Origin of the sequence: Massilia sp. BHUDP2 (assembly GCF_046236355.1) — a bacterium.
GTDB classification, from domain to species: Bacteria; Pseudomonadota; Gammaproteobacteria; order Burkholderiales; family Burkholderiaceae_D; genus Telluria; species Telluria varians.
Genome location: NZ_JBJUVW010000001.1, coordinates 629292 through 653204, shown reverse-complemented (window position 1 = coordinate 653204; position 23913 = coordinate 629292). Strand labels below are relative to the sequence as shown.

The 23913-nt window shown below is 67.7% G+C and carries 18 protein-coding genes and 1 pseudogene; 9 read left to right on the top strand and 10 right to left on the bottom strand.

All coding sequences use genetic code 11. From position 1 onward, the window contains the following. Positions 1-26: 26 nt before the first annotated feature. The 3 genes from ACK6C6_RS02845 to ACK6C6_RS02835 form a co-directional block, all read right to left on the bottom strand. Positions 27-779 (bottom strand): DUF2243 domain-containing protein, encoded by a 753-nt coding sequence (locus tag ACK6C6_RS02845; protein WP_409265789.1) that lies wholly within the window; start codon positions 777-779, stop codon positions 27-29. A gap of 77 nt (positions 780-856) precedes the next feature. Continuing rightward, on the bottom strand, positions 857-2410 hold the full coding sequence (locus tag ACK6C6_RS02840) for a hypothetical protein (protein ID WP_409265788.1): 1554 nt from the start codon (positions 2408-2410) through the stop codon (positions 857-859). Then, complete coding sequence (locus ACK6C6_RS02835) at positions 2407-3276, bottom strand: ABC transporter ATP-binding protein (RefSeq protein WP_409265786.1); 870 nt, start codon at positions 3274-3276, stop codon at positions 2407-2409. Before ACK6C6_RS02835 ends, ACK6C6_RS02840 begins: the two co-directional genes overlap by 4 nt. Positions 3277-3510: 234 nt before the next feature. Here ACK6C6_RS02835 and ACK6C6_RS02830 point away from each other — a divergent pair, with 234 nt between their 5' ends. From ACK6C6_RS02830 to ACK6C6_RS02820, 3 genes and pseudogenes are all read left to right on the top strand, one after another. Further along, the gene (locus ACK6C6_RS02830; RefSeq protein ID WP_409265785.1) at positions 3511-5559 is read left to right on the top strand and encodes a diguanylate cyclase domain-containing protein; all 2049 of its coding nucleotides are present in this window, start codon (positions 3511-3513) and stop codon (positions 5557-5559) included. 112 nt (positions 5560-5671) lie between these two features. Further along, a pseudogene (locus ACK6C6_RS02825) lies at positions 5672-6304 on the top strand (histidine kinase dimerization/phospho-acceptor domain-containing protein); the annotation flags it as partial. Positions 6305-6472: 168 nt separating this feature from the next. After that, positions 6473-7240, top strand: coding sequence for an ATP-binding protein (locus ACK6C6_RS02820; protein ID WP_409267296.1), 768 nt, complete (start codon positions 6473-6475; stop codon positions 7238-7240). Positions 7241-7260: 20 nt separating this feature from the next. Here the strand turns inward: ACK6C6_RS02820 and ACK6C6_RS02815 are convergent, their stop codons facing one another. The 6 genes from ACK6C6_RS02815 to ACK6C6_RS02790 all read right to left on the bottom strand — a co-directional run bounded on the left by ACK6C6_RS02815 (position 7261) and on the right by ACK6C6_RS02790 (position 15621). Beyond that, on the bottom strand, positions 7261-7557 hold the full coding sequence (locus ACK6C6_RS02815) for a hypothetical protein (RefSeq protein ID WP_229445986.1): 297 nt from the start codon (positions 7555-7557) through the stop codon (positions 7261-7263). An 80-nt stretch (positions 7558-7637) separates the two neighbouring features. Further along, positions 7638-8465: a hypothetical protein gene (locus tag ACK6C6_RS02810; RefSeq protein WP_409265783.1), complete on the bottom strand. Its 828-nt coding sequence runs from the start codon at positions 8463-8465 to the stop codon at positions 7638-7640. A gap of 8 nt (positions 8466-8473) precedes the next feature. Continuing rightward, positions 8474-12142 carry a tubulin-like doman-containing protein gene (locus ACK6C6_RS02805; RefSeq protein ID WP_409265782.1) on the bottom strand — a complete coding sequence of 1223 codons (3669 nt, stop codon included), beginning with the start codon at positions 12140-12142 and terminating at the stop codon, positions 8474-8476. An 18-nt stretch (positions 12143-12160) separates the two neighbouring features. Next, positions 12161-12619, bottom strand: a complete 459-nt coding sequence (locus tag ACK6C6_RS02800; protein WP_285378571.1) for a hypothetical protein — start codon at positions 12617-12619, stop codon at positions 12161-12163. A 36-nt stretch (positions 12620-12655) separates the two neighbouring features. Continuing rightward, entirely contained in the window at positions 12656-14146 is a 1491-nt protein-coding gene (locus tag ACK6C6_RS02795; protein WP_409265781.1) for a hypothetical protein, read from the bottom strand. Further along, the gene (locus ACK6C6_RS02790; RefSeq protein ID WP_409265780.1) at positions 14143-15621 is read right to left on the bottom strand and encodes a hypothetical protein; all 1479 of its coding nucleotides are present in this window, start codon (positions 15619-15621) and stop codon (positions 14143-14145) included. Before ACK6C6_RS02790 ends, ACK6C6_RS02795 begins: the two co-directional genes overlap by 4 nt. Positions 15622-15842: 221 nt before the next feature. Here ACK6C6_RS02790 and ACK6C6_RS02785 point away from each other — a divergent pair, with 221 nt between their 5' ends. The 3 genes from ACK6C6_RS02785 (at position 15843) to ACK6C6_RS02775 (ending at position 19657) form a co-directional block, all read left to right on the top strand. Further along, the gene (locus ACK6C6_RS02785; RefSeq protein ID WP_409265778.1) at positions 15843-16904 is read left to right on the top strand and encodes a hypothetical protein; all 1062 of its coding nucleotides are present in this window, start codon (positions 15843-15845) and stop codon (positions 16902-16904) included. A gap of 60 nt (positions 16905-16964) precedes the next feature. Beyond that, the gene (locus ACK6C6_RS02780; protein ID WP_409265777.1) at positions 16965-18149 is read left to right on the top strand and encodes an ATP-binding protein; all 1185 of its coding nucleotides are present in this window, start codon (positions 16965-16967) and stop codon (positions 18147-18149) included. Positions 18150-18226: 77 nt separating this feature from the next. Continuing rightward, positions 18227-19657 (top strand): serine hydrolase domain-containing protein, encoded by a 1431-nt coding sequence (locus tag ACK6C6_RS02775; RefSeq protein WP_409265776.1) that lies wholly within the window; start codon positions 18227-18229, stop codon positions 19655-19657. Here the strand turns inward: ACK6C6_RS02775 and ACK6C6_RS02770 are convergent. Next, complete coding sequence (locus ACK6C6_RS02770; RefSeq protein ID WP_209587606.1) at positions 19641-20030, bottom strand: MerR family transcriptional regulator; 390 nt, start codon at positions 20028-20030, stop codon at positions 19641-19643. The two genes, ACK6C6_RS02775 and ACK6C6_RS02770, sit on opposite strands and share 17 nt — an antisense overlap. An 83-nt stretch (positions 20031-20113) precedes the next feature. Here ACK6C6_RS02770 and ACK6C6_RS02765 point away from each other — a divergent pair, with 83 nt between their 5' ends. The 3 genes from ACK6C6_RS02765 to ACK6C6_RS02755 all read left to right on the top strand — a co-directional run bounded on the left by ACK6C6_RS02765 (position 20114) and on the right by ACK6C6_RS02755 (position 23904). Continuing rightward, positions 20114-20563: a hypothetical protein gene (locus tag ACK6C6_RS02765; protein ID WP_209587605.1), complete on the top strand. Its 450-nt coding sequence runs from the start codon at positions 20114-20116 to the stop codon at positions 20561-20563. Then, positions 20557-21405, top strand: a complete 849-nt coding sequence (locus ACK6C6_RS02760; RefSeq protein ID WP_409265775.1) for a phytanoyl-CoA dioxygenase family protein — start codon at positions 20557-20559, stop codon at positions 21403-21405. The genes ACK6C6_RS02765 and ACK6C6_RS02760 overlap by 7 nt, the downstream gene beginning before the upstream one ends. 129 nt (positions 21406-21534) lie before the next feature. Next, positions 21535-23904 carry a M1 family metallopeptidase gene (locus ACK6C6_RS02755; RefSeq protein WP_292040235.1) on the top strand — a complete coding sequence of 790 codons (2370 nt, stop codon included), beginning with the start codon at positions 21535-21537 and terminating at the stop codon, positions 23902-23904. Positions 23905-23913: the final 9 nt, after the last annotated feature.

Here is a 23913-nt window from a genome sequence, read left to right as displayed (position 1 = left end):
TCATTGCCGGCATGGTAGCAGCACGGCTAGATACGGCTCCAGTTGAAGCAGCCCGCCGGCACGCCCGCTCCGCTCACCAGCAGCGCGCCGTGCCGGTAGAAACCCCAGCGCCGCTCCTCAGGGACCGCGACCACCACCACGCCCATCGCCCGGTCGCTCCACACCAGGCGCGCATCGAGCGCGTCGAGCGCCGCGAACACTTCGCGCGGCCCGGCGCCGGGATGGAACACCACGGTGGCGAACCCGGTCTGCGCCGGCGGCACCAGGGCCCAGGCGCCCGCGCCCGAGGTCAGGGCCAGCAGCGCCAGCATCGCGGCCGTGCCCTGCAGGCCGGGGCCGCCGCCGTGGCGCCGCAGACGGAGGCCGAGCGCGAGCGGCGCCAGGCCGAACAGCGCCAGCCACAACAGGTCCCACAGCAGCGGATCGTCGCTGTCGACGCGGATGCGGTGGATCTGCAGCAGCCAGTGCGACAGCAAGGTGTCGACCACGTGCCAGAGGCCGAAGCCGACCAGCACCGCTCCCACCAGCGGCCAGCCCCACTGCCCTGTGCCGCGGCGGTGCAGGCGCCACAGGCCGGCCAGGCCGGCGAGCGCGATCACATACATCAGCGCATGGAACCAGCCGTCCCACAGCACCTGCATGCGCAGGTCGTCGATGCCCGGCACCAGGCTGAGCAAATGGTGCCACTGCAGGATCTGGTGCAGCAGGATGCCGTCGAAGAAGCCGCCGAGCGCAAAGCCGAGCACGGCGCCCCAGCGGAACCACGGTGTTTTCCACATCGCATCACCTCGCATCGGAACGGGACCGGGCCAAGTATAGCCGGCCCTTTCCAGGGTGCTTGCACCCTACGCAAAGCCTAGCCGCGCCGGCTCCAGGCGATGCCGGCCGCCACCGCCGCCAGCCCGGCCGCGAGGAAGCCGCCGGCCGACTGCAGGCTGGCGTTGCCATGAAAGCCCACGGCATCCATCATGGCCATGCCCTTGGTCTGGATCATCACGTAGAAGCCGAACAGGAACAGGCCGAGGAACAGGCGCGGGGTGCGGCTCAGCTGCCCGAACAGGGCGGCGCAGCCGGACAGCGCCACCAGGCCACCCAGCAGGGCGAAGGCGCGCACCGGCTCTGCGGGGCTCCAGCGCAGCGCGATCGGCCCCATGAACAGGAGGCCGAGCAGCAGCGCGGCCGCCCACTGGCGCAGGAAGCGGCGGCGGATCCCGCCCGGCACGGCGGCGCTCAGGCCCTCGCAGCCGGCGCTGCTGTCGCGCGTGGTGCTCTCGCTGCACAGGATGCCCCAGAACACCAGGGCGCCGGCCAGCAGGCCGGGCAGGACCACGCTTGGGAGCACCAGGCCGCCGATGAGGCAGACGGCGAGCGCCAGGATCGCGCTGGGCGCCGACACCAGCACCAGGGTGGCATCGGCCAGCACCTGCCCGCCCGGGCCAGGGGTGCGCGCGGCCAGGCGCATCAAGGGCGTCACCAGCCGCGCCAGCGGACGCAGCCAGCCGTCGAGCATGGCCAGGGGCGAACGGCGCCGGCGCGCCCTGCCGGCCTTGACGCGGTCCGGCGAGAAGCGGTGGAACAGCAGGACCGCCGGCAGCAGCGGCAGCAGGGCCAGCGCAGCCGACAGGAAGCGGTCGCGCACCATGGCCGTGGTCCACATCCATTGCGGCAAGGTGTGCGGCGGCAGCGCCGCATCGAAATTCATCATGCCGATGCCCAGGGCCTGCGTGTCGACCTGGCTGCGCAGGCCGTTCATGGCGTGCGCCAGGCCGGTGAAATCGAGCCAGGCCAGCGTGGACGCCGCGCCGCCCTCTTCCACCGCCGCGCCGAGCGACAGCATCGACATCCACACCACGAAATACAGCAGGTCGCCGGCCTTGCCCATGAGCGGACTCCAGCTGTCGCACAGGACGGCGCAGCTGGCGCAAAAGAAAGCCATGGGCAGCAGCAGCAAGCCATAGGTCTGCAGGTAGACCAGGACTTGTATCGGGCCTTCGCCGCGCAACAGGTGGCAGGCCAGGGTGGTGAGCATGAAAGCGCCAAGCAGCAGCACCAGCGAGCCGACCGCGCCCAGCCAGCGGCTGGCCACCAGCAGCGCGTCGCCAGCCGGGGTCGCGCCGATGACGCCGCCGATGCCGCTCCTCAGGTCTTCGCCGGTGCGCCCGCGCGCCAGGTAGAAGCCGGCAAGGCTGAACAGCAGGGCGCCCATGACGGCGCTGCCCAGCGCCAGCGCCGAACTGGTGTACAGCACGCGCGCACCGTTCACCACCAGCAGGCTGCTGCCGCTGCGGACATCGCTGATCATGGCCCAGGTGACCGCCACCACCGCCAGCACCGCCGCCAGGGTGGACAGGCGGCGCAGGCGCAGGCGCACCTCGTTGGCCGCCAGCAGCAACAAAGGGTGCGAGCTCATGCCGCCTCCGCCTGCACCGCATAGCGCTGCGCCATCAGGGCTTCTTCCAGGCTCGGTTCGGCATTGACCGCGCCCAGGCAGGGCAACTCGGGGTGGGCGATGCGCAGCAGCATGCGCCCTTCCTGGCGCTGGGCCTGCAGCACGTGCACGCGCTCGCGCAGCGCCGCATAGTCGGCGTCAAGCACGCTGGCGCTCCAGATCCGGCCGCGCGCATGCCGTAGGACCGCATCCGGCGTCTCGTGCGCCACCAGCCGGCCGGCGCGCATGATCGCCAGTTCGGTCGCGATGCTCTCCACGTCCGACACGATGTGGGTCGACAGGATCACCAGCTTGCCGAAGCCCAGCTCGGCGAGCAGGTTGCGAAAGCGCAGCCGCTCCTCCGGGTCGAGCCCGGCCGTGGGCTCGTCGACCACCAGGATGTCGGGGTCGTTCAGCAGGGCCTGGGCGATGCCCAGGCGGCGCTTCATGCCGCCGGAGAACGAGGCCGCGGGCCGGTGCGCCTGGTCGTGCAGGTTGACCAGCTCGAGCAGCCGGCGGATGCGCGCAGCGTCGCGCACGCCCTTGAGGGCCGCGAAGTACTGCATGAACTCGAACGCGCTCAGGTTCGGGTAGACGCCGAAATCCTGCGGCAGGTAGCCGAGGCGGCGCCGGATCGCGTCCGGCTTTTTCACGATGTCGCAGCCGTGGAACAGGATCTGGCCGCTGCTGGGGCGCGTCAAGGTGGCGATCATCCCCATCAGGGTCGACTTGCCGGCGCCGTTATGGCCGATCAGGCCGACCACGCCCTGGCCCAGGGACAGCGAGACGCCGTCCACCGCTTTCACGTCCTTGCCGAATTGTTTGCTTACCGCGTGCAGTTCCAGCATGTCTCCCCCTTCGCATTGTTGTTGGGGCGACTATAGGGAAGGCCTGGTGCCGGCTCCAGCCATTTGCGACAGGCGGTCGAAAACAGGGAGCGAATGCCAAATACGAATACTTCTCGTTGGCGACATCTTGTGTCGTTTTGGTGACAATTGACGAGAAATTGAATTTCTCGTTTGCAACAGGAATATAATGATGTAACACAAACGCATGTACTGCCGGTGTTCCAAAACCTTCCCATGCTCTCCCTCTTTCCCCGCTCACTGACGCATTCGCGCAGCCTCGTGCTGGCAGCGGCGCTGTGCATTGCGTCCGCGTCAGCCGCCGGCACCGGGACGGACAAGTCCGCCCCCCTGGCGCAGCGCCTGGCGGAACTCCGTGAACTCAACAAGTACGTTCCCGAACGCGCCCTGCCGCTCCTGCTCGCGATCGAGCGGGAAGGCCGTGCGGCGCCGCTGGAGGAACGCGCCGAATTCCTCAACCAGCTGGCCAATGGCTACGACAGCCTCGGCAAGCTCGGCGAAGCCACCCCCATCGCCGACGAGCTGGTGGCGCTCGGCCGCCAGCACGGCAACAAGGTGGTGCTGGCCAAGGGCTTGCTGCGCAAGGGCTACATGGCGTACCGCCGCTCGGAACTGGCGGAATCGCACCGCCTCATCTGGGAAGCCGAGCGGCTGGCCCAGGCCACCGACGACATCGACCTGAAGGTGCGGGCGAGCATTTCCTCGGGCGAGTCCTTCGCCGAGGAAGGCAACTTCCCGAAGGCGCTGGAGCGCCTGCAGGGAGCGGTGGCGCTGGCACGCAAGCATGGCGATCCGACCCAGATCGTCATGTCGCTCAATGCCTTGATCCGCCTGTACACGCAGATGCGCGCGTACGACGACGGCTTCGACGCGCTGGCCGAAGCCGTCGACGCGGCGGCAAAGACCAGGTCGCCGGGCCGCATGGCGACCGTGAGGCATGCCGAATACTTCCTCGCGGCCGCCACCGGCCAGTACGCGCGCGGCCTGAAGGCGCTGCTGGAGAGCCTGGCCATCGAGCGCAGCATCGGGGCCGATTCGATGGCCGCCTATTCGCTGGTGAACCTGTCGGACTGCTACCTGAAGCTGCACGACTACCGCAATGCGGCGCTGTATGCCGAGCAGACCGTCAGCGCGGCGCGCGCGCTGAACGACGCCGGACTGGAGGCGACCGCACGCCTGAACCTGGGCCAGGCCTACCTGGCCACCGGCCGCCTGGAGGAAGGCAAGCGCCACATCGAAGCCGGCATGGCGGCCTACGAGAACCTGGGCGACCAGCCGCAGCTGCAGGCCGTGCTGGTGGAATACGGCCAGGCGCTGGAACGCGCCGGCGACCTGGCCGGTGCGCTGCGCGCCTACCATCGCGAACGCAGGATTTCGAACGAACTGTTCGAGAAGCGCCGCCAGCGCGCCGTGCTCGACCTGCAGGAGAAATACGAGACCGAGAAGAAGCAGCGCGAGATCGAGCTGCTGCGCAGCGAGAACCAGGTCAGCCACCTGCAGCAGCGCGTCTGGTGGTTGCTGGCGGCGGTGTTCGCCCTGGCATCGGTCGTGGTCGGCCTGCTGTACCGCAAGGTGCGCCAGGCCAACGCCAAGCTCTACGAGAAGAACAAGGAACTCAAGCAGCAGAGCGTGCGCGACCCGCTGACCGGGCTGTACAACCGGCGCCACTTCCTCGACTACATGCGCACGATGCCGCAGCCGCAAGTGCACGCCCCTGCTGCCGAACAATGCGGTGCATTGTTTCTGCTGGACGCCGACCACTTCAAGCACATCAACGACACCTGGGGCCACGCGGCGGGCGACGCGGTGCTGACCGCGATTTCCGCCAGCCTGCGCGAGATCCTGCGCGAGACCGACATGATCGTGCGCTGGGGCGGCGAGGAATTCCTGGCCTTCCTGCCGTCGATCCCGCGTGCGGACCTGGACGAAGTGGCGCAGCGCATCCTGGCCGGCGTGTCGGCGGTGAGGATCGCGCACGGCGGCCAGATCCTGAGCGTGAACGTGTCGATCGGCTATGCGCCCTTCCCGCTGAGCTGCGGCGGGGTGGTGCTGCCGTGGGAACGCGCGGTCAACCTGGCGGACATGGCGCTCTACCTGGCCAAGGCGCACGGACGCAACCGCGCCTATGGCCTGCAGGGCTTCAGCGATTCGTCGCAGGTATGCGTGGAAGAGATCGAGCAGAATCTCGAACAGGCCTGGCGCAAGGGGCAGGTCAGGATGTCGACCGTGCTGGGGAGCCAGGCTGACTTGCGCGCCAGCGCCTGAATACCTGAAATGTCCCGCTGCGACGCTGCGCACGATAGATAAGCTTGTTCCAAAAAGCGCGTCGACCCTCTACACTGGCATATTGACCAGCGGGCGCGCTTGCCCTCCTCCCATGCTCGCCTCGCTCCTTTCGCCTTTCCACAGCATCGACACGACCCGCAAATCTCTGCGCTATGGTATCGCCCTCGCCCTGTTCGCCCTGGCGCTATGGGTACGGTTCCTGTTGATCGGCGTGCTGCCCGCGCGCGGATTTCCCTTCCTTTCCTTTTTCCCCGCTGTCCTGCTGGCGGCCTGGCTGACCGGACTGGGACCCGGCCTGCTGGTCGCCGCCTTGAGCACGGTCGCTGCATGGGCATTCTTCATGGGGTCTCCCGTAGCCCTGCACCTGATGCCGAAGAGCGACCTGATCGCCCTGGTGTTCTTCGCCGGGATCCTGGTCATCGATTGCATCGTCATCCACCTCATGAGCAAGGCGATGCGCCAGCTGCGTGCGAAGGGGGAAGAGCTGCGCACCAGCCAGAGCGAACTGATGGCGCGCGAAGCGGAACTGCGCGAAGCGGACCGCCAGAAGGACGTATTCCTTGCCACGCTGGCACACGAGCTGCGTAATCCGCTGGCGCCGATCCGCACGGCCGCCCAATTGATCAGCGCCTCGTCGCGCGACGCCGGGATCGGGCGCGCCGCCGCCGTCATCGATCGCCAGAGCAGACAGCTGACGCGCCTGGTCGACGATTTGCTGGACGTTTCGCGCATCCACACCAGCAAGCTGCACCTGCGCCCATCGCATATCGATTTACGCCAGGTACTGGACAGTGCGATCGAGACCTGCCAGCCCATGATCGACACCGGCCAGCATGCGTTCAGCGCCACCATCCCTGCGTTCGCGTTACCGGTCCGGGTCGACGCGGTCCGGATCGCGCAGTGCGTGTCGAACCTGCTGCACAATGCCTTCAAGTTTACCCCGCCGGGCGGACGCATCGCGCTGGCCGTCGAGTTGCGCGGCGCCGAGGCCGTACTGGTCGTCAGCGACAACGGCCGCGGTATCTCGGCCGCCATGCTGCCGCGTCTGTTTGAACTGTTCAGCCAGGAACATGCCAGCGGCATGCATGGCAACAGCGGGCTCGGGCTGGGGCTGGCGCTATCGCATCACCTGGTCGCCGCCCACGGCGGGAGCTTGACCGCCGCCAGCGATGGGGCCGGACAGGGGGCGCGTTTCGAGCTGGTTCTTCCGCTCGCCGAAGCCATCCCGGCCGCCGCGCTGTCTACCGATGCCATCCATTGCGGCCCTGCCGGCAGCCGGATCCTGATCGTCGACGACAATGTTGATTCGGCACAGATGCTGCAAGCGCTACTCGAATCCGAGGGGCATACCGTCGCGCTCGCGCATGACGGTGCGAGCGCCCTCGCCACGATCGGAGGCTGGCGGCCAGACGTCATGTTTCTCGACATTGGCTTGCCCGATATTTCGGGATACGAGGTCGCCATCCGCGCTCGCGCGTCGGGCCTGCTCGACGAACGTACGCGGCTGGTGGCGCTGACGGGTTGGAGCGACGAGATTGCGCGTGCCAGGTCGGCGGCGGCCGGGATCGAACATCACCTGAACAAACCCGTCGCGTTCGACGATGTGCTGTCGCTCCTGCCGGGCCACCACGCACATGTCGACAAGGCGGCGTTTGCCTGAGAACGACGCGGCCCGTCGGTTCAGTCAACCACGTCCTGGATCTTTTCTCCCGCGTTCTCGACCTTCTTGCCGACTTCCTCGGTAGCCCGCTTCAGGCCGCCCTTGGCGTCGCGGGTGGCATCCACGACCTTCTCGCGCGCCTCTTCGGTCGCGCGGTCGACCTTGGCCAGCTCCTGGTCCACCTGGCGCGAGACCTTCGCACCGGCCTCGTCCAGCGCCTTGCCGGCGCGCTGGGCCGGCCCCATCGCTTCTTCGTCACGGCTGCAGCCTGCCAGCGCGGCAAGCAGCAGCAGCGTGCTCAACATGCTCGTTTTCATGCTTGACTCCAGCTGTCTGCTTGCCGGCCAGCATACACCGGTGCCGAAAAACGTGGCTGACGCTTGGCTCGGGTAGCCGCTCACTCGTTGCGGGAGGGATCGGCCAGCGGGTGTTCGCGCTCGTCGACGATCTCCAGCCGCAGAGCGCGGGTCTGGTCGTCCTCGCCCCAGCGCTTGGTGAACACGGTCAGCCTGGCCAGCGCCTTGTCGTAGGCGCGCGCGCGCCGCAGTTTCTTGATCGCGCCGGTGGCGTCAAGCCAGGCCTTGGCGCGCTGCTCGGCGCGCGTGCAGTCGGCGGCCGCCTTGTTGAGCGACTGCTGCACCTGGCGCAGCTGCTCGGGCGTGGCGCGGGTGCTGCGCAGGGCGATCAGTTCGTCCTGCGCGTCCCTGGCCTTGCACTCGACGGCCAGCGCGACCGCACGGTCCATGCGCCGCTCGATGCGGCTGCCCTCCGGGCGCACCATCACCCAGATCAGCCACAGCGCCGCCAGCGCGGCGATCCACCAGCGCAGCCGGATCGGCGCACGCCGCGGTGGCTGGGCCGGCGTCGGGCCCGCTGGCGCAGCGCGGCCGACGCCGGGTGGCGGCGGAATGCCGCGTCCGGACTGCGGCTGCGATGGCGGCCGGGCCGGCCCTTGGGCCTGGGACTGCTGCGGCGCCGGGCCTGCGGCCGGGACCGGAGGCGGCGGCGCGGTCGGCGCCGGCGTCGGGGCGACCGTCGGGGCGACCGTCGGCGCGGGCGACGGTGCGGCAGTCGGCGCCGGCGCCGGCGGTTTCGCCAGCACCGGCGTCACCGGCTGCACGGCCTGCTGCGCCGTGCCGCACCATGGACAGAAATTCACCCGCCTCGGCATCAGGCGCCCGCAGTGCGGGCCGATGCAGCGGTAGACCGCGTCGTCTTGCACCATGCCATCCTTCATTCGGGATCCGGAATGCCGTCGCCGCTGGTACCCGGGACATCGTCCGGATCGGGAATCGCGTCGCCCAGCACCGCCGCCAGTTCAGGCAGCGCACCGACCGTGCTCCACTTGTCCAGCTTCGGGTTCCAGGCCATGTTCCAGGCGCGCGTCGATCCGTCGATCTCGCCCCGCGCCGCCTGGCGCGCGATCTCGTCGATGGTGAATGGGCCGCGCTGCGCGCCTTGCACGAACAGCTTGTAGCGCGGCCCGTCCGCCTGCCCCACGGCGTTTACCACCGGCGCGGCCTTGGCCAGCTCGACCGCCGCCGCGACACGTCCCTGCAGCACTACGGCCGCATGCGCGTCGCTGTGCAGGTACTGCGGCAGGATCACGCGTTTATCCACCGGCCGCTCGACTTCCCAGCTGTAGGCGTCGCTGGCGGAATCCGGCACCGCCTCGGTCCACCCCTGGATGCTGCCGAGCGCGGTCTCGATCTGGCTCGGCGACAGCGTCGGGTCGAGCGCGGCGGCGCGCCGGATCCACCCGTCGTACAGTCGGCGCGCGGTGATGTTCGGCAGCGAGGGCGACGGCAGCTGGGCGCCGGTCTCGTCCACCTCCAGGCGCGGCTCGTAGACACGCAGCTGGTAGTAGCGCATCAGGGCCGCCAGCAGCACCAGCTGGTGCGGTCCCACGTTGGCCAGGCGGTGGCGCACGGCGCCGATCACCCCGTCGCGGTAGTACGGCGGCAGCCCGTTGGAGCGGATCGCGAATTCGTTGCCGATCTGGAGCCACTCGCCCGAACCCGGCTCGACCTCGAACAGGTACTGGCCGCGCGGCTGGAAGCTGGCCTCGCGGTCGCCCAGGTCGGCCTTGCGGCGGATGACGCCGAGGGCGATCGCCTGCAGGAACCATTCGTAGTCGTCGGCCAGGCGATTCAGTTCATCCATCGAGGGCGACAGCGGATGGCGGAAGCGCGTGGCGTCGAAGTGCAGGTGGGTCGGGATCTTCGGGTTCTCGATCTGGTACGAGGCGCGCCAGGTCGGCAGGCCGCGCAGCACGGTCATCGGGTAGCCCGAGAGCTCGATGTAGCACACCGCCTTGCCGGAAATCCCGGTGTTCACGACCGATAGCAGGTCGCCATGGAAGTAGCCGGTGGGCACGGCAGCGCGCAGCTCGGCCTCCATCTTGCGCCAGGCGCTCACGTCGCCGACGCCGATGAAGCACTTGAACTGGTCGGCATTCGGCGTGAACTCGGCCGAGAAGCGCGCGTTCACCCAGGGCATGGCGCTGCGGATCCACTCGGCGAACACGCGCTGGCGTTCCTGGGGCGTCATGCTGTTCAGGCGCTCCAGCAGCGGATCGACTGGCTCCGGCTGCTCCAGCTCCTGGGTCGACAGCTGCAGCTGGGCGCGGCGGAACAGCTTGAGCAGCAGGTCGGCGCGCAGGCGCTCGTCGCCCAGCTGCGGGAACAGGCGTGCCGAACCGCCGAATTCCAGCAGCACTTCCTCGCTCCAGCTGCTCACGTCGCTGCTCAAGCGCACCGGCGGCGGCAGCGTGTCGCTGGCCAGCTTGATGTAGGTGGCGTGCTCCTGGCGCGCATCGGCGCGCAGCTGGCTGATGCGCTGGTCGGCGGCCACCAGCATGGCCGCCACCATCCGCCGGCCTTCCTGGAATTCGCCGGCGACGCCGGTCCACTGGGCATTGCCGTGCTCGTCGGGCGCCTGCGGCTCGCCCAGCCAGGCCGACATATTGCGCATCACCTCGATCGACTGGTTGGCGGCGACCGCCAGCAGGTGGAAGCGCAGGTAGTCGGCGATGTCGCGCTTGAGGTGGTTCATGACTTCGCGCGCCTGCGGCTCCTTGCCGAACATGCGGCCGGCGGCCTGCGACAGGTTGTTCAGCGATTCTTCCACCTGGCGCGTGCGCAGCGCGTCGCGGATGTCGCGGTAGCGGCGGCCGTTGCGCTCGGCATTGGCGATGTCGCGCTGCGACAGGCGCGCCTTGACCTGTTCCAGCAGCGAGAGCACGAACTCCAGGCCGCCCTGCTTGCGGTCGTCCAGCAAGGCGTACAGGCGCTCGCGCACGCGGGTCTTCTGGCGCGCCGTGACCTCGCCCGTGTGGCGCTTGATGCGGTCTTCGCTGGTCTCGGCGGTGGCGCCGGCCTCGCGGATGGCGTCGCGTTCCAGCTGCGGCAAGAGTTCGGCCACCTTCTCGCGCCATTGGCGGATGTCGTAGGAGGCCATGATGCGGTCGACTTCGAGCTGCACCTTGCTCTCGACGCGTTCGAGCAGCAGGCGCCCGTCCTTGTCGAGCAGGAGGGTGCCGGTGAGCGCATATTCCGGGAAGGGCGTCACGTCCACGGTGCCCTTGCGGAAGTCGGGGAAGATGTCGAAGGGACGCTCGGCCATGTCCATCTGCTCGCGCATGAAGCTGTCGCGTTCCGCGTCGCCGGCGCGCCGCGCATTGCCGTCGCTGCCGGCCAGGCCGAAGAAGGCCTTCACCATCAGCCCGGCCAGCTCGTAGGCGCGGATGTCGTCGCGCAGGCTTTGCTGGGTATCCAGCACGGACTGGCCGAAGGCCGAATACACCTTCGAATAGGACAGTCGCATGTCGCCGAAGCGCTGCTCGGGCACGCGCGGGTTGTAGGGGCCGAGCTTGTGCTGCTGCTGGTTGACCGCCACCGAACGCTTGCGGTTGGCGAAATCGGCCGACGCGAAATCTTCGAACAGGGTGTCGGCCACCATCTGGTACACGTCCTTCACATCCAGCGTGGCCTTGTTGGCGAGGTTGGCGGTATCGACGAAATACACGTCGTCGTAGGGCGCGCCGCGCCCGGTGATGCTGTCCGGGTCCATCCAGTGGACCTGCGCGTTCATGTCGCGCATGGCCGTCTCCAGCTCCATCAGGGTGGCGTAGGCATTGGCCTCGGTGCGTTCCTTGTTGGCCTTGGCGAAGCCGCCCGGCATCAGGAGCACCAGGTCGACCTGGCTGTCCGACACTTCCTGGCGCGCGATGGCTTTCGAGAGCCAGCCCAGGTCCAGCACGCTGCCGGCGCCGGTGCCGCCCGCGCAGGAGGCGATGACGACGATGCGGAACTTCGAGGTATCGACTTGCAGGCCGAGGCGCTGGTAGTTCTCCTTGCGCTCGATGCCGGCATTGCTGCCCAGGGAATTCAGGGCGCCCTTGATGCGTCCCCTCAGCTTAGGGTATTTGTCGAACAAATAGAGCCGTGCCAGGGCGCGGATCTGGCCCGCCCCTTTCGAGGGATCGATGCCGAGCGAACGCAGCTTTTTCGGGCGCAGCGGCATCCAGCTTTCGATCAGCGGGAAGCGCGCCAGGCTGTCGTCGGACTCGTGGTACTGCGGCAGGTCGAGCGGTTCGACCAAGCGCTCCTCGTCGGTCAGCTTCACCAGTTCGTACCAGGGATCGGTGCGCTGCGACTTGCCCTCGTCGATGACGGCATTGTTGTCCAGGTCGAAGTGCAGGAAGCGCGCCACCGGGAAGTCGGCGATCGACTCCACGCGCGTGGGATTGTGCCGGTTCCAGACCGCCGACAGGATGCGGCGGCGGATGCGCATCATGACTTCCATGCCGGTGCCGCCGGCGCCGATGAACAGCGTCGGGCGCAGGTCGACCTTTAACTCTGCCTTGGCGTTCAGGGCTGCTGGGTTGGGAAAATCTGCCATGTCGTTCTCTTTGAAGGATTACCGGCGGCCGATGAACAGGGCCGCGACCAGCGCCACCAGGCCCACCGCCACCAGGGGGCCGGTGACGGCGAAGGTCAGGAATTTGCTGGCGTTGATGATGGCCAGGACCGCGGCGGCCGACAGGAAGCCCAGGCCGACGAACAGCAGCCAGCCGGCGCTGCCCGCCGAGGAAGGCGCGACGCGCCGCACCACCAGGTGGTGCACGTAGGCGTTGCGCACGAAGAAGTACACCACCAGCAGGATCACGAACACCACGGCGCCGATCGCCAGGTCGCGCGTCGAGGTGTCGGTGGCCGGCACCGGCGCCGTGGTGGTCCCGGGCACCACCTCGACCGGGCGGCCGGCAGTGTCCGGCTGGGTCTGTGGCAGCGAGTCCTGGGGCGAAGCCGATTCTTCCGGCAGCTTGAAGCCGGGATCGGCGGGCGACGGGGCGGATGGTGTCTGGGTGCCTTGCATGGGTTTCCTTCCTTGTTATTGTTAGCGGCCTGGGTGTTATCGTCCCAAGCGCACCTGTGCGCCTTCGCGCAGGTCTGTCAACTGGTGGCCGAACAGGGTGGTCTTGAGCATCGCCACCTGGGCGCCGGCCTTGTCGTAGATCGGTTGCGTCGTGCCGGGACGGGCGCGCATGGTGCGCAGCTCATCCTCGACCGTGACCTGGGCCACGCGCGGCCTGCCATAGGCCCAGGCGGCTGCCCCGGCCGCAGCCAACAGCGCCGCCGCCAGGCCGCCCAGGGCCGCCAGCGGTCCCATGCCGTAATGGACCCGCACTTCGAGCGGCAGCACCGCGGTCGAGGCCTGCACGGTCGCGGGCGGCGTGAAGATGTCGGGCAGCGGGTCGCCCGGGAACAGGGCCGCCATGCGCTGGCGGAAATCCTGCGACAAGGCGAGGCGCTGGTTCGCCAGGTGCAGCTCGATGCGGCCCGGCAGCACATAGGCCGAGCCGGCCGACTTGAGCGCCTCCATCGACCATTTGTCGGGCAGCTGCGCCACCGGCAGCTGCATGGTCGAGCCGAGCGGCAGCGGCTTGCCCGGCGCCAGGTTTTCCACCCGGCTGCTGGCCAGCTTGATCGGACGGTCCTCGCCGGCCAGCATCGAGCGCGCGCCGAGGGTGGCCGAGACGATGGTGTACGGGTACATCGCATTCTCCAGGTTCCAACGCACGCTGGCCCTGGGAGTGCGCGCATCCGGGTCGACGTCGGCGCGCAGCGCGCCTCCGGGCGCCTGCGAGAAGGACACGCCCGGCGCATCCTCCACCTGGGCCGGCGCCAGGCGCACGGTGTCGCGGTCGAGCGGTTTCAGGCGCGCCGGCTGCTCGGTGATCACGCGGGCGATGCGGCCCGAAGCCAGCAGGCCGTCGAGCGCCCGGCTGCCCTCCTTGCCGACCGCGAAGGCATACACCATCAACCCGTTGGCCTGGTAGTGCTTGCCCTGGACCGGCATACGCAGCGGGAAGGCCACCACCTTGTCGATCGCCTGCCCCTTGTGGATCAGCTCATAGAACTCGCGATTGCGCGCGGCCGTGGCCTGGTCGTTGTTCGGGCTGTTGCGGTTATTGGTCACCAGCCAGACGATGCCCGGCTTGCCGCCGAGCGCCGTCGTGATGGCCGCCTGCACCGCTTCGCCGAGGTCGGTGTCGGCCAGCGCGCTGCTGTTCGGCTTGCGCGCGGTGTCCAGGTTCGCCAGCGCGCCACCCACGCGGCTGCGGACGGTCTTGTCGTCCGCTTTCATCGACAGCAGCGCCTTCGGTGACGGCGCGCCGGGCAGCGACTGGTTGAAGGCCGCCAGCACCAGCGCGTCGCCCGGCTGCACCACGGCGCCGGCCAGGGCGCCGACGAGCGGCTTGAACTGGCTCTTCGGGTCGCTGTAGAAGGGTTCCATCCAGCCCGAGTTCTGCACCAGGAAGACATGCGGCGTCGCCCATGCGCCCGCCATGGCAAACAGCGCCGCCAGCGCGGCAAGCAGGTGCTCGAAACGCGCCCTCATGCCGGCTCTTCCAGGCGCCAGCCGCGCATCGCATTCCAGTCCGGATGGTGCAGCCACAGGCAACCGTCGTAGACGAAAGGCACGCATTCCAGTGGACGCGACAGGCGCACCACTTCGTCGAGGATCACGTTGCGGCGGCCGATCCATTCGACCGTGGTGCGGGCGATCGTGCGCTCTTCCAGGGCATCCTCGGCGCGGCCGGTGACCTTGTGCATGCGCAGCACCAGGCCGCTCGGCTGGCTGCGGTTGTTGTTGAAGGCGCGCAGCAGCGGCAGCACCAGGGTTTCGTCCTGGTTCAGGTCTTCCACGTGTTCGCCCGACCAGGGCTCGTCGAGCACCGGGTGGCCGCGCCGGAACAGGAAATTGGCGAAGCCCAGGCGCGCGCCGTCGATCGGCGCCGTCTCCGGCCGCTCGCTGCCGAGTTCGAGGAAGGAGTAGCCCAGGCCGTCATGGCCGATGTGCCACAGGCGGCCGTCGCGGCTCTGGGTCGGCCCGCCGAAGGCCAGGCGCGGCTGCCAGCCCGGCGGCCAGGGCGTGAACAGCGGCGGCTCGCCCGGACGCCAGGCCAGCTGCCCCTGCTCGTGCAGCCAGAACAGGCGGCCGTCGTAGCCGATCGGACGCGACCACCCGCTTGCGGGAACGTCGGGACAGGCGAATTCCTCGACCGCATCAAGATCGATGCGCGCGCTCCACAGGCGTACCGCGCCGTCCGGCGCCACCAGGCAGGCGATGTGGCGGCGCATGGCGCCGGGGGCCGCAACGACCGGCGCCTGCAGCACGGGTTCGAGGCGGTAGGTTTCGCTGACAGGATTGATCCACAGGCGCTGCAAGCCCGCGTTGGTCGGCACGATGGCGACTTCGCCGCGGCGCGGCTCCAGCACCGGCAGCCATGCATAGCTGGACGCCGTGAAGGCCAGGCTGGCCGCGCCATCGTCCGGCGCCATCACGTGCCACAGGCCGGCCACCGGGTCCCAGTACTGCAGCACGCCGCGGGTGTGCGCCAGCGCCAGCAGGCGCTGCTCGGGAAAGCCGTAGTGGGCGGCGGCGAACACGCAGTAGGCGTTGGGCGGCGTCGGCATGCTCAGGTCGCAGCGGCCGGGGTGCGGCGCGGCCGGACGTTCCTCCAGGCTGTCGCCGAGCGGCAGCGAGGTGACCGGCAAGCCGTGCGGCACATGGCGCGGCAGCATGGCGTCGGCGCCCGGACCCCACCAGCCGGGCTGGCGCGAAGGCGTGCCGGGGAGGCGTTGCAAGGGCTTGCCGCAGTTGGGGCAGAAGACGAAACCTTCGGGATAGATGGGCGCGCAGCCGCAGCTGGTCGGCAGCGAGGCGCCGAGCAGGCGGGCAACGTCGGGCAGGCGGCCGGGCGCGTGGGCCTGCCAGTCGATGCGACCCAGCCCTTCGCTGGCCAGCAACGCAAACTGTCCCTGCTCGTCTTCCTGCCAGACACTGGCAGGCGTTTCCCATCGGTATGCCATTCTCGCCTTTTCACTGGAATAATTGATCAACATCTAGCCTTTTCAGGCTGTTGTTGTTGCTCAAATCATAGCGCCGGCCACTGCCGCGCGGCGCGCCGTACACGGGGTAGCACGCCCTGACACCTGAAGGATCAATAGACGAGCCAAAAACGGGCTGAAGCGCAGAACTTTTGGCCAACGTACGTATAATGGCGGCGATTTTCTGCCTATTTCCGTTCAACATGCATACGCCAGTTTCGCCAGACCTTCCCTTGCAGGACGCGCTTCCCGCGCCCGCCGTCGACGCCGCCACCGCGCACCTGCGCGACATCCTGGCGCTCGCGCTCGAACACGGCCCCGGGCAGCGGGCGCTGGTCGTCTACGACGAACGCACTCCCCTGTCGCGCGCCCTGACCGAGGCTTACCGACGCAACCTGGGCGAGGCAAGCTTCATCGACTTCGACAGCGCCACGCCGGAGTCGGTGCTGGCGTCCTTTCGCGCGATGGGGCCGAAAGACCTGGTGGTGCTGGTGCAGTCGACCAACTTCCGCCTCGACGGCTTCCGCATCCGGGTCGAGCTGTTCAAGCTGGGGCTGAAGGTGATCGAGCACGTGCACCTGTCGCGCATGCCGGGCCCGCAGTCGGAGCACTACATCGAAGCCCTGGCCTACGATCCGGCCTACTTCCGCGGCACCGGGCGTGCGCTCAAACGCCGCATCGACGCGGCGCCGCATGGGCGGGTCGAGGGCGGCGGCGAGACCCTGCATTTCAGCTCGGCCTTCGAGCCGGCCAAGCTGAACGTGGGCGACTACAGCGAGATGCACAACGTCGGCGGCCAGTTCCCGATCGGCGAAGTGTTCACCGAGGCGCTCGACCTGGAAGCGGTGCACGGCCGGGTGCAGGTGCACGTCTTCGGCGATACCAATTACCGCTCCAACCATCCGGACGTGCCGGTGACCCTGGTCGTCGAGCGCGGGCGCGTGGTCGGCACCGAGAACGCGACGCCGGCTTTCCAGGAAGTGCTGGACAAGATTACCCTTGATGAAGGCGAGGTCTGGGTGCGCGAGCTTGGCTTCGGCCTGAACCGGGCCTTCACGCGCGCGCGCCGCGTGGACGACATCGGCACTTACGAGCGCATGTGCGGCATCCACCTGTCGCTCGGCGCCAAGCACGGCGTCTACCCGAAGCCGGGCTTCAAGCGCAAGGACGCGCGCTACCACATCGACGTGTTCGCGGTGACCGACGCCGTCTACCTGGGCGAGGAGCGTGTTTACGCGGAGGAAGGATGGATTTGTAACAACTAGTTTTTCTTCGCGCCACAAGTGCTACCATGGTTCGTTTGCAATTGTTTCGTAGGGCGTTCTATGGCAGCAAATGCACTAAGCTGCGTCGATGAAATCCAGGCAATCGGCGCGGTGCCGAAGATCCTGGAAACCGTCGCCGCCATGACCGGCCTGCGCTTCGTGTGCATCGCCCACGTCACGCAGGATTCCTGGACCGCCTGCGCGGTGCTCGACAAGCTCGAATTCGGGCTCAAGCCCGGCGACCCGCTCGATGTCACCACCACCTTGTGCGAGGAAGTGCGCGATACCGGCGCCGCCGTGATCATCGACCACGTACGCGAAAGCGCGCAGTACTGCGAGCACCACACCCCGCGCATCTACGGCTTCCAGAGCTACTTCTCGATTCCGGTATTCCGTCCCGACGGCCAGTATTTCGGCACCCTGTGCGGACTCGATCCGGAACCTGCCCGGCTTACCGATGCCGTCACGGTCTCGACCCTGCAGTTGTTCGCCGAACTGATCGCCAAGCAGCTGGAAGGAGAACGCTCGCTGGGCGAAGCACGCGCCGCCCTGCTGGACGAACGCGAGACGGCCGAGCTGCGCGAGCAGTTCATCGCCGTGCTCGGGCACGACCTGCGCACCCCGCTCGGCTCCGTGCTGTCGGGCACCGAGATCCTGTTGCTGAAGCACCAGGATCCGTCCACCCGCCAAGTGGTCGAACGCATCCGCCGCAGCACCCGGCGCATGGCGGCCCTGGTCGAAGACGTGGTCGACTTCACGCGCGGCCGCATGGGCGGCGGCATCGCGCTCGACCTGCGCATGGTGAAGGGCGCCGACCTGCGCCTGTACGACGTGGTGGACGAACTGTCCGGCGTCTACCCGGAGCGCACCATCGACACCGCGATCCAGCCCGGCATGTCGCTGCACTGCGACCCGGAGCGGCTGGCGCAGCTGCTGTCCAACCTGCTGAAGAACGCCCTGGTGCACGGCAGCGCGCATCATCCCGTGTTCGTGGTTGCCCACGTGCGCGAGGGCCGCTTCACGCTGCGCGTCACCAACGGCGGGCCTGACCTGAGCCCCGCCGTCATCGCCCAGCTCCTGAAACCCTACTGGCGCGCGGCCTCGCGCGCCGGCAGCGAAGGCCTGGGACTCGGCCTGTACATCGTCGACCAGATCGCGCGCGGCCATGGCGGCACGATCGAGGTCGGATCGAGCGCCGGATCGACCTCGTTCACCTTCACGATGCCGGCGGAAGCCCGGGCTTGAGAAGGCGCTTGCGCCGCCTGCCGTATTTACCGATACTGTTGCTGATGAGGTAACTCGACAACAGTCAAGGAGACGGCATGGACGCAAGGTGGATGGTGCGCGGATTCGCGCCATTGGGTATGAGCATGCTGGCGTGCTTGCCTGCACAGGCACAGGACGCGGAGTCCATCGCGCGCATCGAACGCGGCCTGCGTCCCGCCGTGGCGATCCAGGGCGCGAAACTCGAGACCCGTACGCTGGCCGCCGAGATGGCGCGCCTGAACGTGCCGGGCGTGAGCGTCGCCGTCATCCGCGGCGGCAAGATCGCCTGGGCCAAGGGCTATGGCGTGACGCACGCGAACGGCGCCCCGGTCACCCCGCAGACCCTGTTCCAGGCCGCCTCGATCAGCAAACCAGTGGCGGCCATGGCGGCCCTGAAGATGGTCGAAGCGGGCCAGCTCGAGCTCGACGCCGACATCAACACCGTGCTCACCAGCTGGAAACTGCCGCCGGGACCGGCCAAGCGCCCGGCTAGCTTGCGCCAGCTGCTGTCGCACACGGCCGGCACCACGGTCTCGGGCTTCCGCGGCTATGCGGCCGGCGCCCAGGTGCCGACGCTGCAGCAGGTCCTGGAAGGCGCAGCGCCGGCGAACAGCGGGCCGGTACGCATCGAAGGCATGCCTGGCGACGCCTGGAATTATTCGGGCGGCGGCTACACCGTGGTCCAGCAGGCCATGATCGACCGTTCCGGCCGGCCCTTCGACGCGCTGATGGAAGAGACGGTCCTCAAGCCGCTCGGCATGAGCGACAGCAGCTTCGCCCAGCCGCTGCCCGGTGCCTTGCTGGCCCGCGCCGCCCTGCCCCACTCCGAGAACGGCAAGCCCACGGCGGGCGGCGCCCACACCTATCCCGAGCTGGCGGCCGCCGGCATGTGGACGACACCGACCGACCTTGCGAAGTTCGCGCTTGCGCTGCAGCGCGGCGCGGCCGGCGCCGACGGCGTGCTGTCCCCGACCATGACGCGCACGATGCTGCGTCCGGTGATGAACAACTATGCGCTCGGCCTGCAAATCGACGGCAAGGCGCCGCAGCACGCTTTTTCCCACGGCGGCAGCAACATGGGCTACCAGAACACGCTGTACGCCTACGTCGCGCGCGGCGACGGTGCGGTGGTGATGACCAACGGCGATGGCGGAGCCCAGCTGGCGCAGTCCGTCATCCGCGCCGTCGCGGCCGAGTACCGCTGGCCGACCTACCAGACCGTGATGCGCAAGGCGATCGCGCTGCCGGCGGCAACGCGGGCCAAGCTGGCCGGGCGCTACGAGATCAAGGACCTGGGCGGCTTCGAGATCGCCGAGCGCGAGGGCAAGCTGATGGTGGCGCTGCGCGAGAACCAGTGGGAACCGCTGTATGCCGAATCGGCGCGCAAGCTGTTCGTGCTGTCGCGCGAGCTCGAGCTGCACATGGAAAACCAGGGCGGCCGCCTGGTCAGCGGTTCGTTCAACGTGGCATTCAAGCGGGTTCGCTGAGCTTGTCCATGGCCGGATTGCGCAGCGGGCAGGCATCGAGCGGCTCGGCCAGGCGTTGCGCCAGCCCTGCCCGCAGTTCGGCCAGGCCCGCGATACGCGCGTCGATGTCCGCCAGCTTGCGCGCCAGGGCGGCGCGCAGCTCGGCGCCGGAGCTGGCCGGGTCGCTCAACAGGGGCATGCCGGCCTCGATCTCGGCCAGCGTGAAGCCGAGCGACTGGGCGGTGCGCAGGTAGCACAGCCACTCGACCGCCTCCGGCGGATAGTCGCGGTAGCCATTCTCGCGCCGACGCGCCGTCAACAGGCCGCGCGCCTCGTAGAAGCGCAGCGCGTCGCGGCTCAGGCCCGTGGCTGCGGCCAGTTCTCCAATCTGCATGGCTCGTTTCCGAAAAATCGCTTGACCCTCGAGTGTACTCCAGGCTTGAGGATGGGGACTTCGTTATCCCAAGGAGCCCTGCCATGTTGCTTTCCCTCGCCGCCAACCGCCGCATCGTGCGCGCCAGCGCCATCTACGACCTGTTGCTCACGGCCGCCTTTGCCACGCCGTGGACCTTCGCCCTCGCCCACGGCCAGATCTCGTCCTTGAACCTGGCGCTGGGCGGCGCAGCACTGCCCGGCTTTACGCCTTTCCATATGCTGTTTGCCTGCCTGATGGGCAGCGTGGTGCTGGTGTGGTCGCTCCTGCGCATCCTCGAGCCGACGCAGCGTCTGGGACGCTTCGACGGCGTCGCGCGTTTCCTGTTCTCGCTGTGGATGGCCTGGTGCCTGGCGCTGACTGGTGCGCCGGTGCTGTGGCTGTTCGTGGTGCCCGAATTCGCCTGGGGCGTGGTGCAGTGGTGGCCGGTCCGTGGACAGAGAGACGGGCAGCGCTACAATGGCGTTTTGTCCCGGACTTCCCAAGCATGCTGACCACCGAACAGCGCGACCAGTACGGGCGCGACGGCTTCCTCGTCATCCCCGATTTCAAGAGCATCGAAGACATCGCCGCCCTGCGCCGCCGTGCCGAGCAAATCGTCGACGCCTTCGATCCAAGCGAATCGCGCGCAATCTTCACGACCAAGGACCAGGCCCGCGCCAGCGACGCCTGGTTCCTTGGCTCGGACAACACGGTGCGCTGCTTCTTCGAAGAGGAAGCCTTCGGCCCCGGCGGCCAGCTGCGCCAGGCCAAGGCGCTCTCGATCAACAAGATCGGCCACGCCATGCACGACCTCGACCCGGTCTTCGACGCCTTCACGCGCGACCCGAAGCTGGCCGCCGTGGCGCGCGGACTGGGCCTCGAGCAAGCGCAGGTATGGCAATCCATGTATATCTTCAAGCAGCCCGGCATCGGCGGCGAGGTGCGCTGGCACCAGGACGCCACCTTCTTCGACAGCGACCCGATCACCGTGACCACCTTCTGGTTCGCGCTGGAAGATGCGACCGTGGACAACGGCTGCCTGTGGGCCGAGCCGGGCGGCCATCGCGGTCCGTTGCGCGAGCGTTTCCTGCGTAACGGCAATACCATCACGATGGAAAAGCTGGACAGCACGCCATGGCCGAATGACAGCACGGCGGTCCCGCTGGAGGCGAAAGCCGGCACCTTGGTCTGCTTCCACGGCCTGCTGCCGCACTACAGCGCCCCGAACCGGTCGCCGGTGTCGCGCCACGCATTCACCCTGCATGCCACCGATGCCCGCTCCGCCTACTCGCCGCGCAACTGGATCCAGCGCGGGGACGATTTCCCCGTGCGCAGCTTCGATCTGCACGAATAAGACACAGTTTCGGCCCGGGTGGGGATGCATATGCATCATGTATCAGCTTTTTTACAAATCCACTGAGCAATTGATAATTGGTAAAGCTAGAATAGTTTTTCCTATACCAATGATAATTCCAGGGGAAATATGATACGTCTGCCCATCGGACTAGCCGCGCTGTGCCTCAGTGCCACCGTTTTCGCCGCGCCGCCTTTCGACGACAAATTCCGCCAGCTCGACGAATTGCTGCCGACGCCGGGCGCCGTGCGCACCGCGTCGGGCGCGCCGGGCCACGCTTACTGGCAGCAGCGCGCCGACTACACGATGCGCGCCACGCTCGACGAGAACAAGCGTTCGCTCACCGGCTCGGGCACCATCACGTACCACAACAACTCCCCTGACACGCTGAAGTACCTCTGGCTGCAGCTGGACGAGAACATCTACAAGCCGGATTCGGCTGCCCGCAGCACCGCCACCCTGCCCTCGCGCGAAGCCTGGCAGGCGCGCGGCAACGACGGCGTGAAGTTCGACGCCCTGCGCACCCTGTTCACCGCGCGCGATTTCGACGGCGGCTTCAAGGTCGCCAACGTGCGCGACAGCGGCGGCCGTGCGCTGAAGTACACCATCAACGGCACCATGATGCGCATCGACCTGCCGCAGCCGCTCAAGCCGGGTTCGCGCGTGTCGTTCAGCCTCGACTGGAACTACAACATCAACGAGCAGAAGGTGCTCGGCGGCCGTTCTGGCTACGAGAAGTTCGACGACGGCAACGACCTGTACGAGATCGCCCTGTGGTTCCCGCGCATGGCGGCCTACTACGACGTCTACGGCTGGCAGCACAAGCAGTTCCTGGGTTCGGGCGAGTTCACGCTGGAATTCGGCGACTACGACGTGCGCATCACCGTCCCGGCCGACCACATCGTGGCGTCCACCGGCGAACTGCAGAACCCGAACGAGGTCCTGACCGCCACCCAGCGCCAGCGCCTGCAGCAGGCCAAGACCGCCAAGAAGCCGGTCATCATCGTGACCCAGGCCGAAGCCGAAGCCGCCGAGAAGGGCCGCGCCACCAACACCAAGACCTGGCATTTCAAGGCCAAGAACGTGCGCGACTTCGCGTTCGCGTCGAGCCGCAAGTTCATCTGGGATGCCCAGGGCATCAAGTCGGGCAACACCGACGTGATGGCGATGTCCTACTATCCGAAGGAAGGCAACCCGCTGTGGGAGCGCTACTCGACCCACGCGATCATCCACACCATCGAACAGTACAACAAGTATTCCTTCGACTATCCGTACCCGGTCTCGATTTCCGTGAACGGCCCGGTGGGCGGCATGGAATACCCGATGATCACCTTCAACGGTCCGCGTCCGGTCAAGGACAAGAAGACCGGCGAGCTGACCTACTCGAAACGCACCAAGTATGGCCTGATCGGCGTGATCATCCACGAAGTCGGCCACAACTACTTCCCGATGATCGTCAACTCGGACGAGCGCCAGTGGACCTGGATGGACGAGGGCATCAACTCCTTCGTGCAGTCGCTGGCCCAGGAAGCCTGGGAAGAAGAATGGGATGAGATGCGCGGCCATCCGCGCACGATCGTTCCCTATATGCGCTCCCAGAACCAGGTGCCGATCATGACCAACTCGGAGTCGCTGCTCCAGTTCGGCAACAACGCCTACGCCAAGCCGGCCGCTGCGCTGAACGTGCTGCGCGAGACCATCCTCGGCCGCGAGCTGTTCGACTTCGCCTTCAAGGAATATGCCGAGCGCTGGAAGTTCAAGCGCCCGACCCCGGCCGACTTCTTCCGTACCATGGAAGACGCTTCGGGCACGGACCTCGACTGGTTCTGGCGCGGCTGGTTCTACACCACCGACGCGGTCGACATCAGCGTGGACGGCATCACCGAGTACACCGTGAGCAGCAAGGATCCGGAAGTCGAGAAGGCCTGGGCGCGTGCACGCAAGCAGGAAGAACCGATCTCGATCACCGACCAGCGCAACAAGGGCATGGAGCGCCGTGTCGACCGCTTCCCCGAGCTGAAGGACTTCTACAACGAGAACGACGACTTCACCGTCACCAACAAGGACCGCAACAAGTTCAACGAGACCATGGCTGGCCTCGAGGACTGGGAAAAGGCCCTGCTCAAGGAAGGCAAGCGCCTGTACCTGGTGGACTTCTCGAACAAGGGTGGCCTGGTGATGCCGCTGATCGTGGAAATCACGACCCAGAGCGGGAAAAAATACATCGAGCGTATCCCGGCCGAAGTGTGGCGTTACTCGCCGAAGAAGATCACCAAGCTGTTCGTCACCGACGAGCCGATCGTGAGCCTGGTGCAGGACCCGTACTGGGAGACCGCCGACATCGACGTGAGCAACAACGCGTGGCCGGCCAAGGCAGTGCCGTCGCGCCTGGAACTGTTCAAGTCTGAGCGTGAGCCGGCGAACAACCTGATGCGTGACTTCAACACCAAGCTGGCCCCGCCGAAGGCGGCAGGCCAAGAGGCGCCGAAGGCCGAGTAACACGCTGTC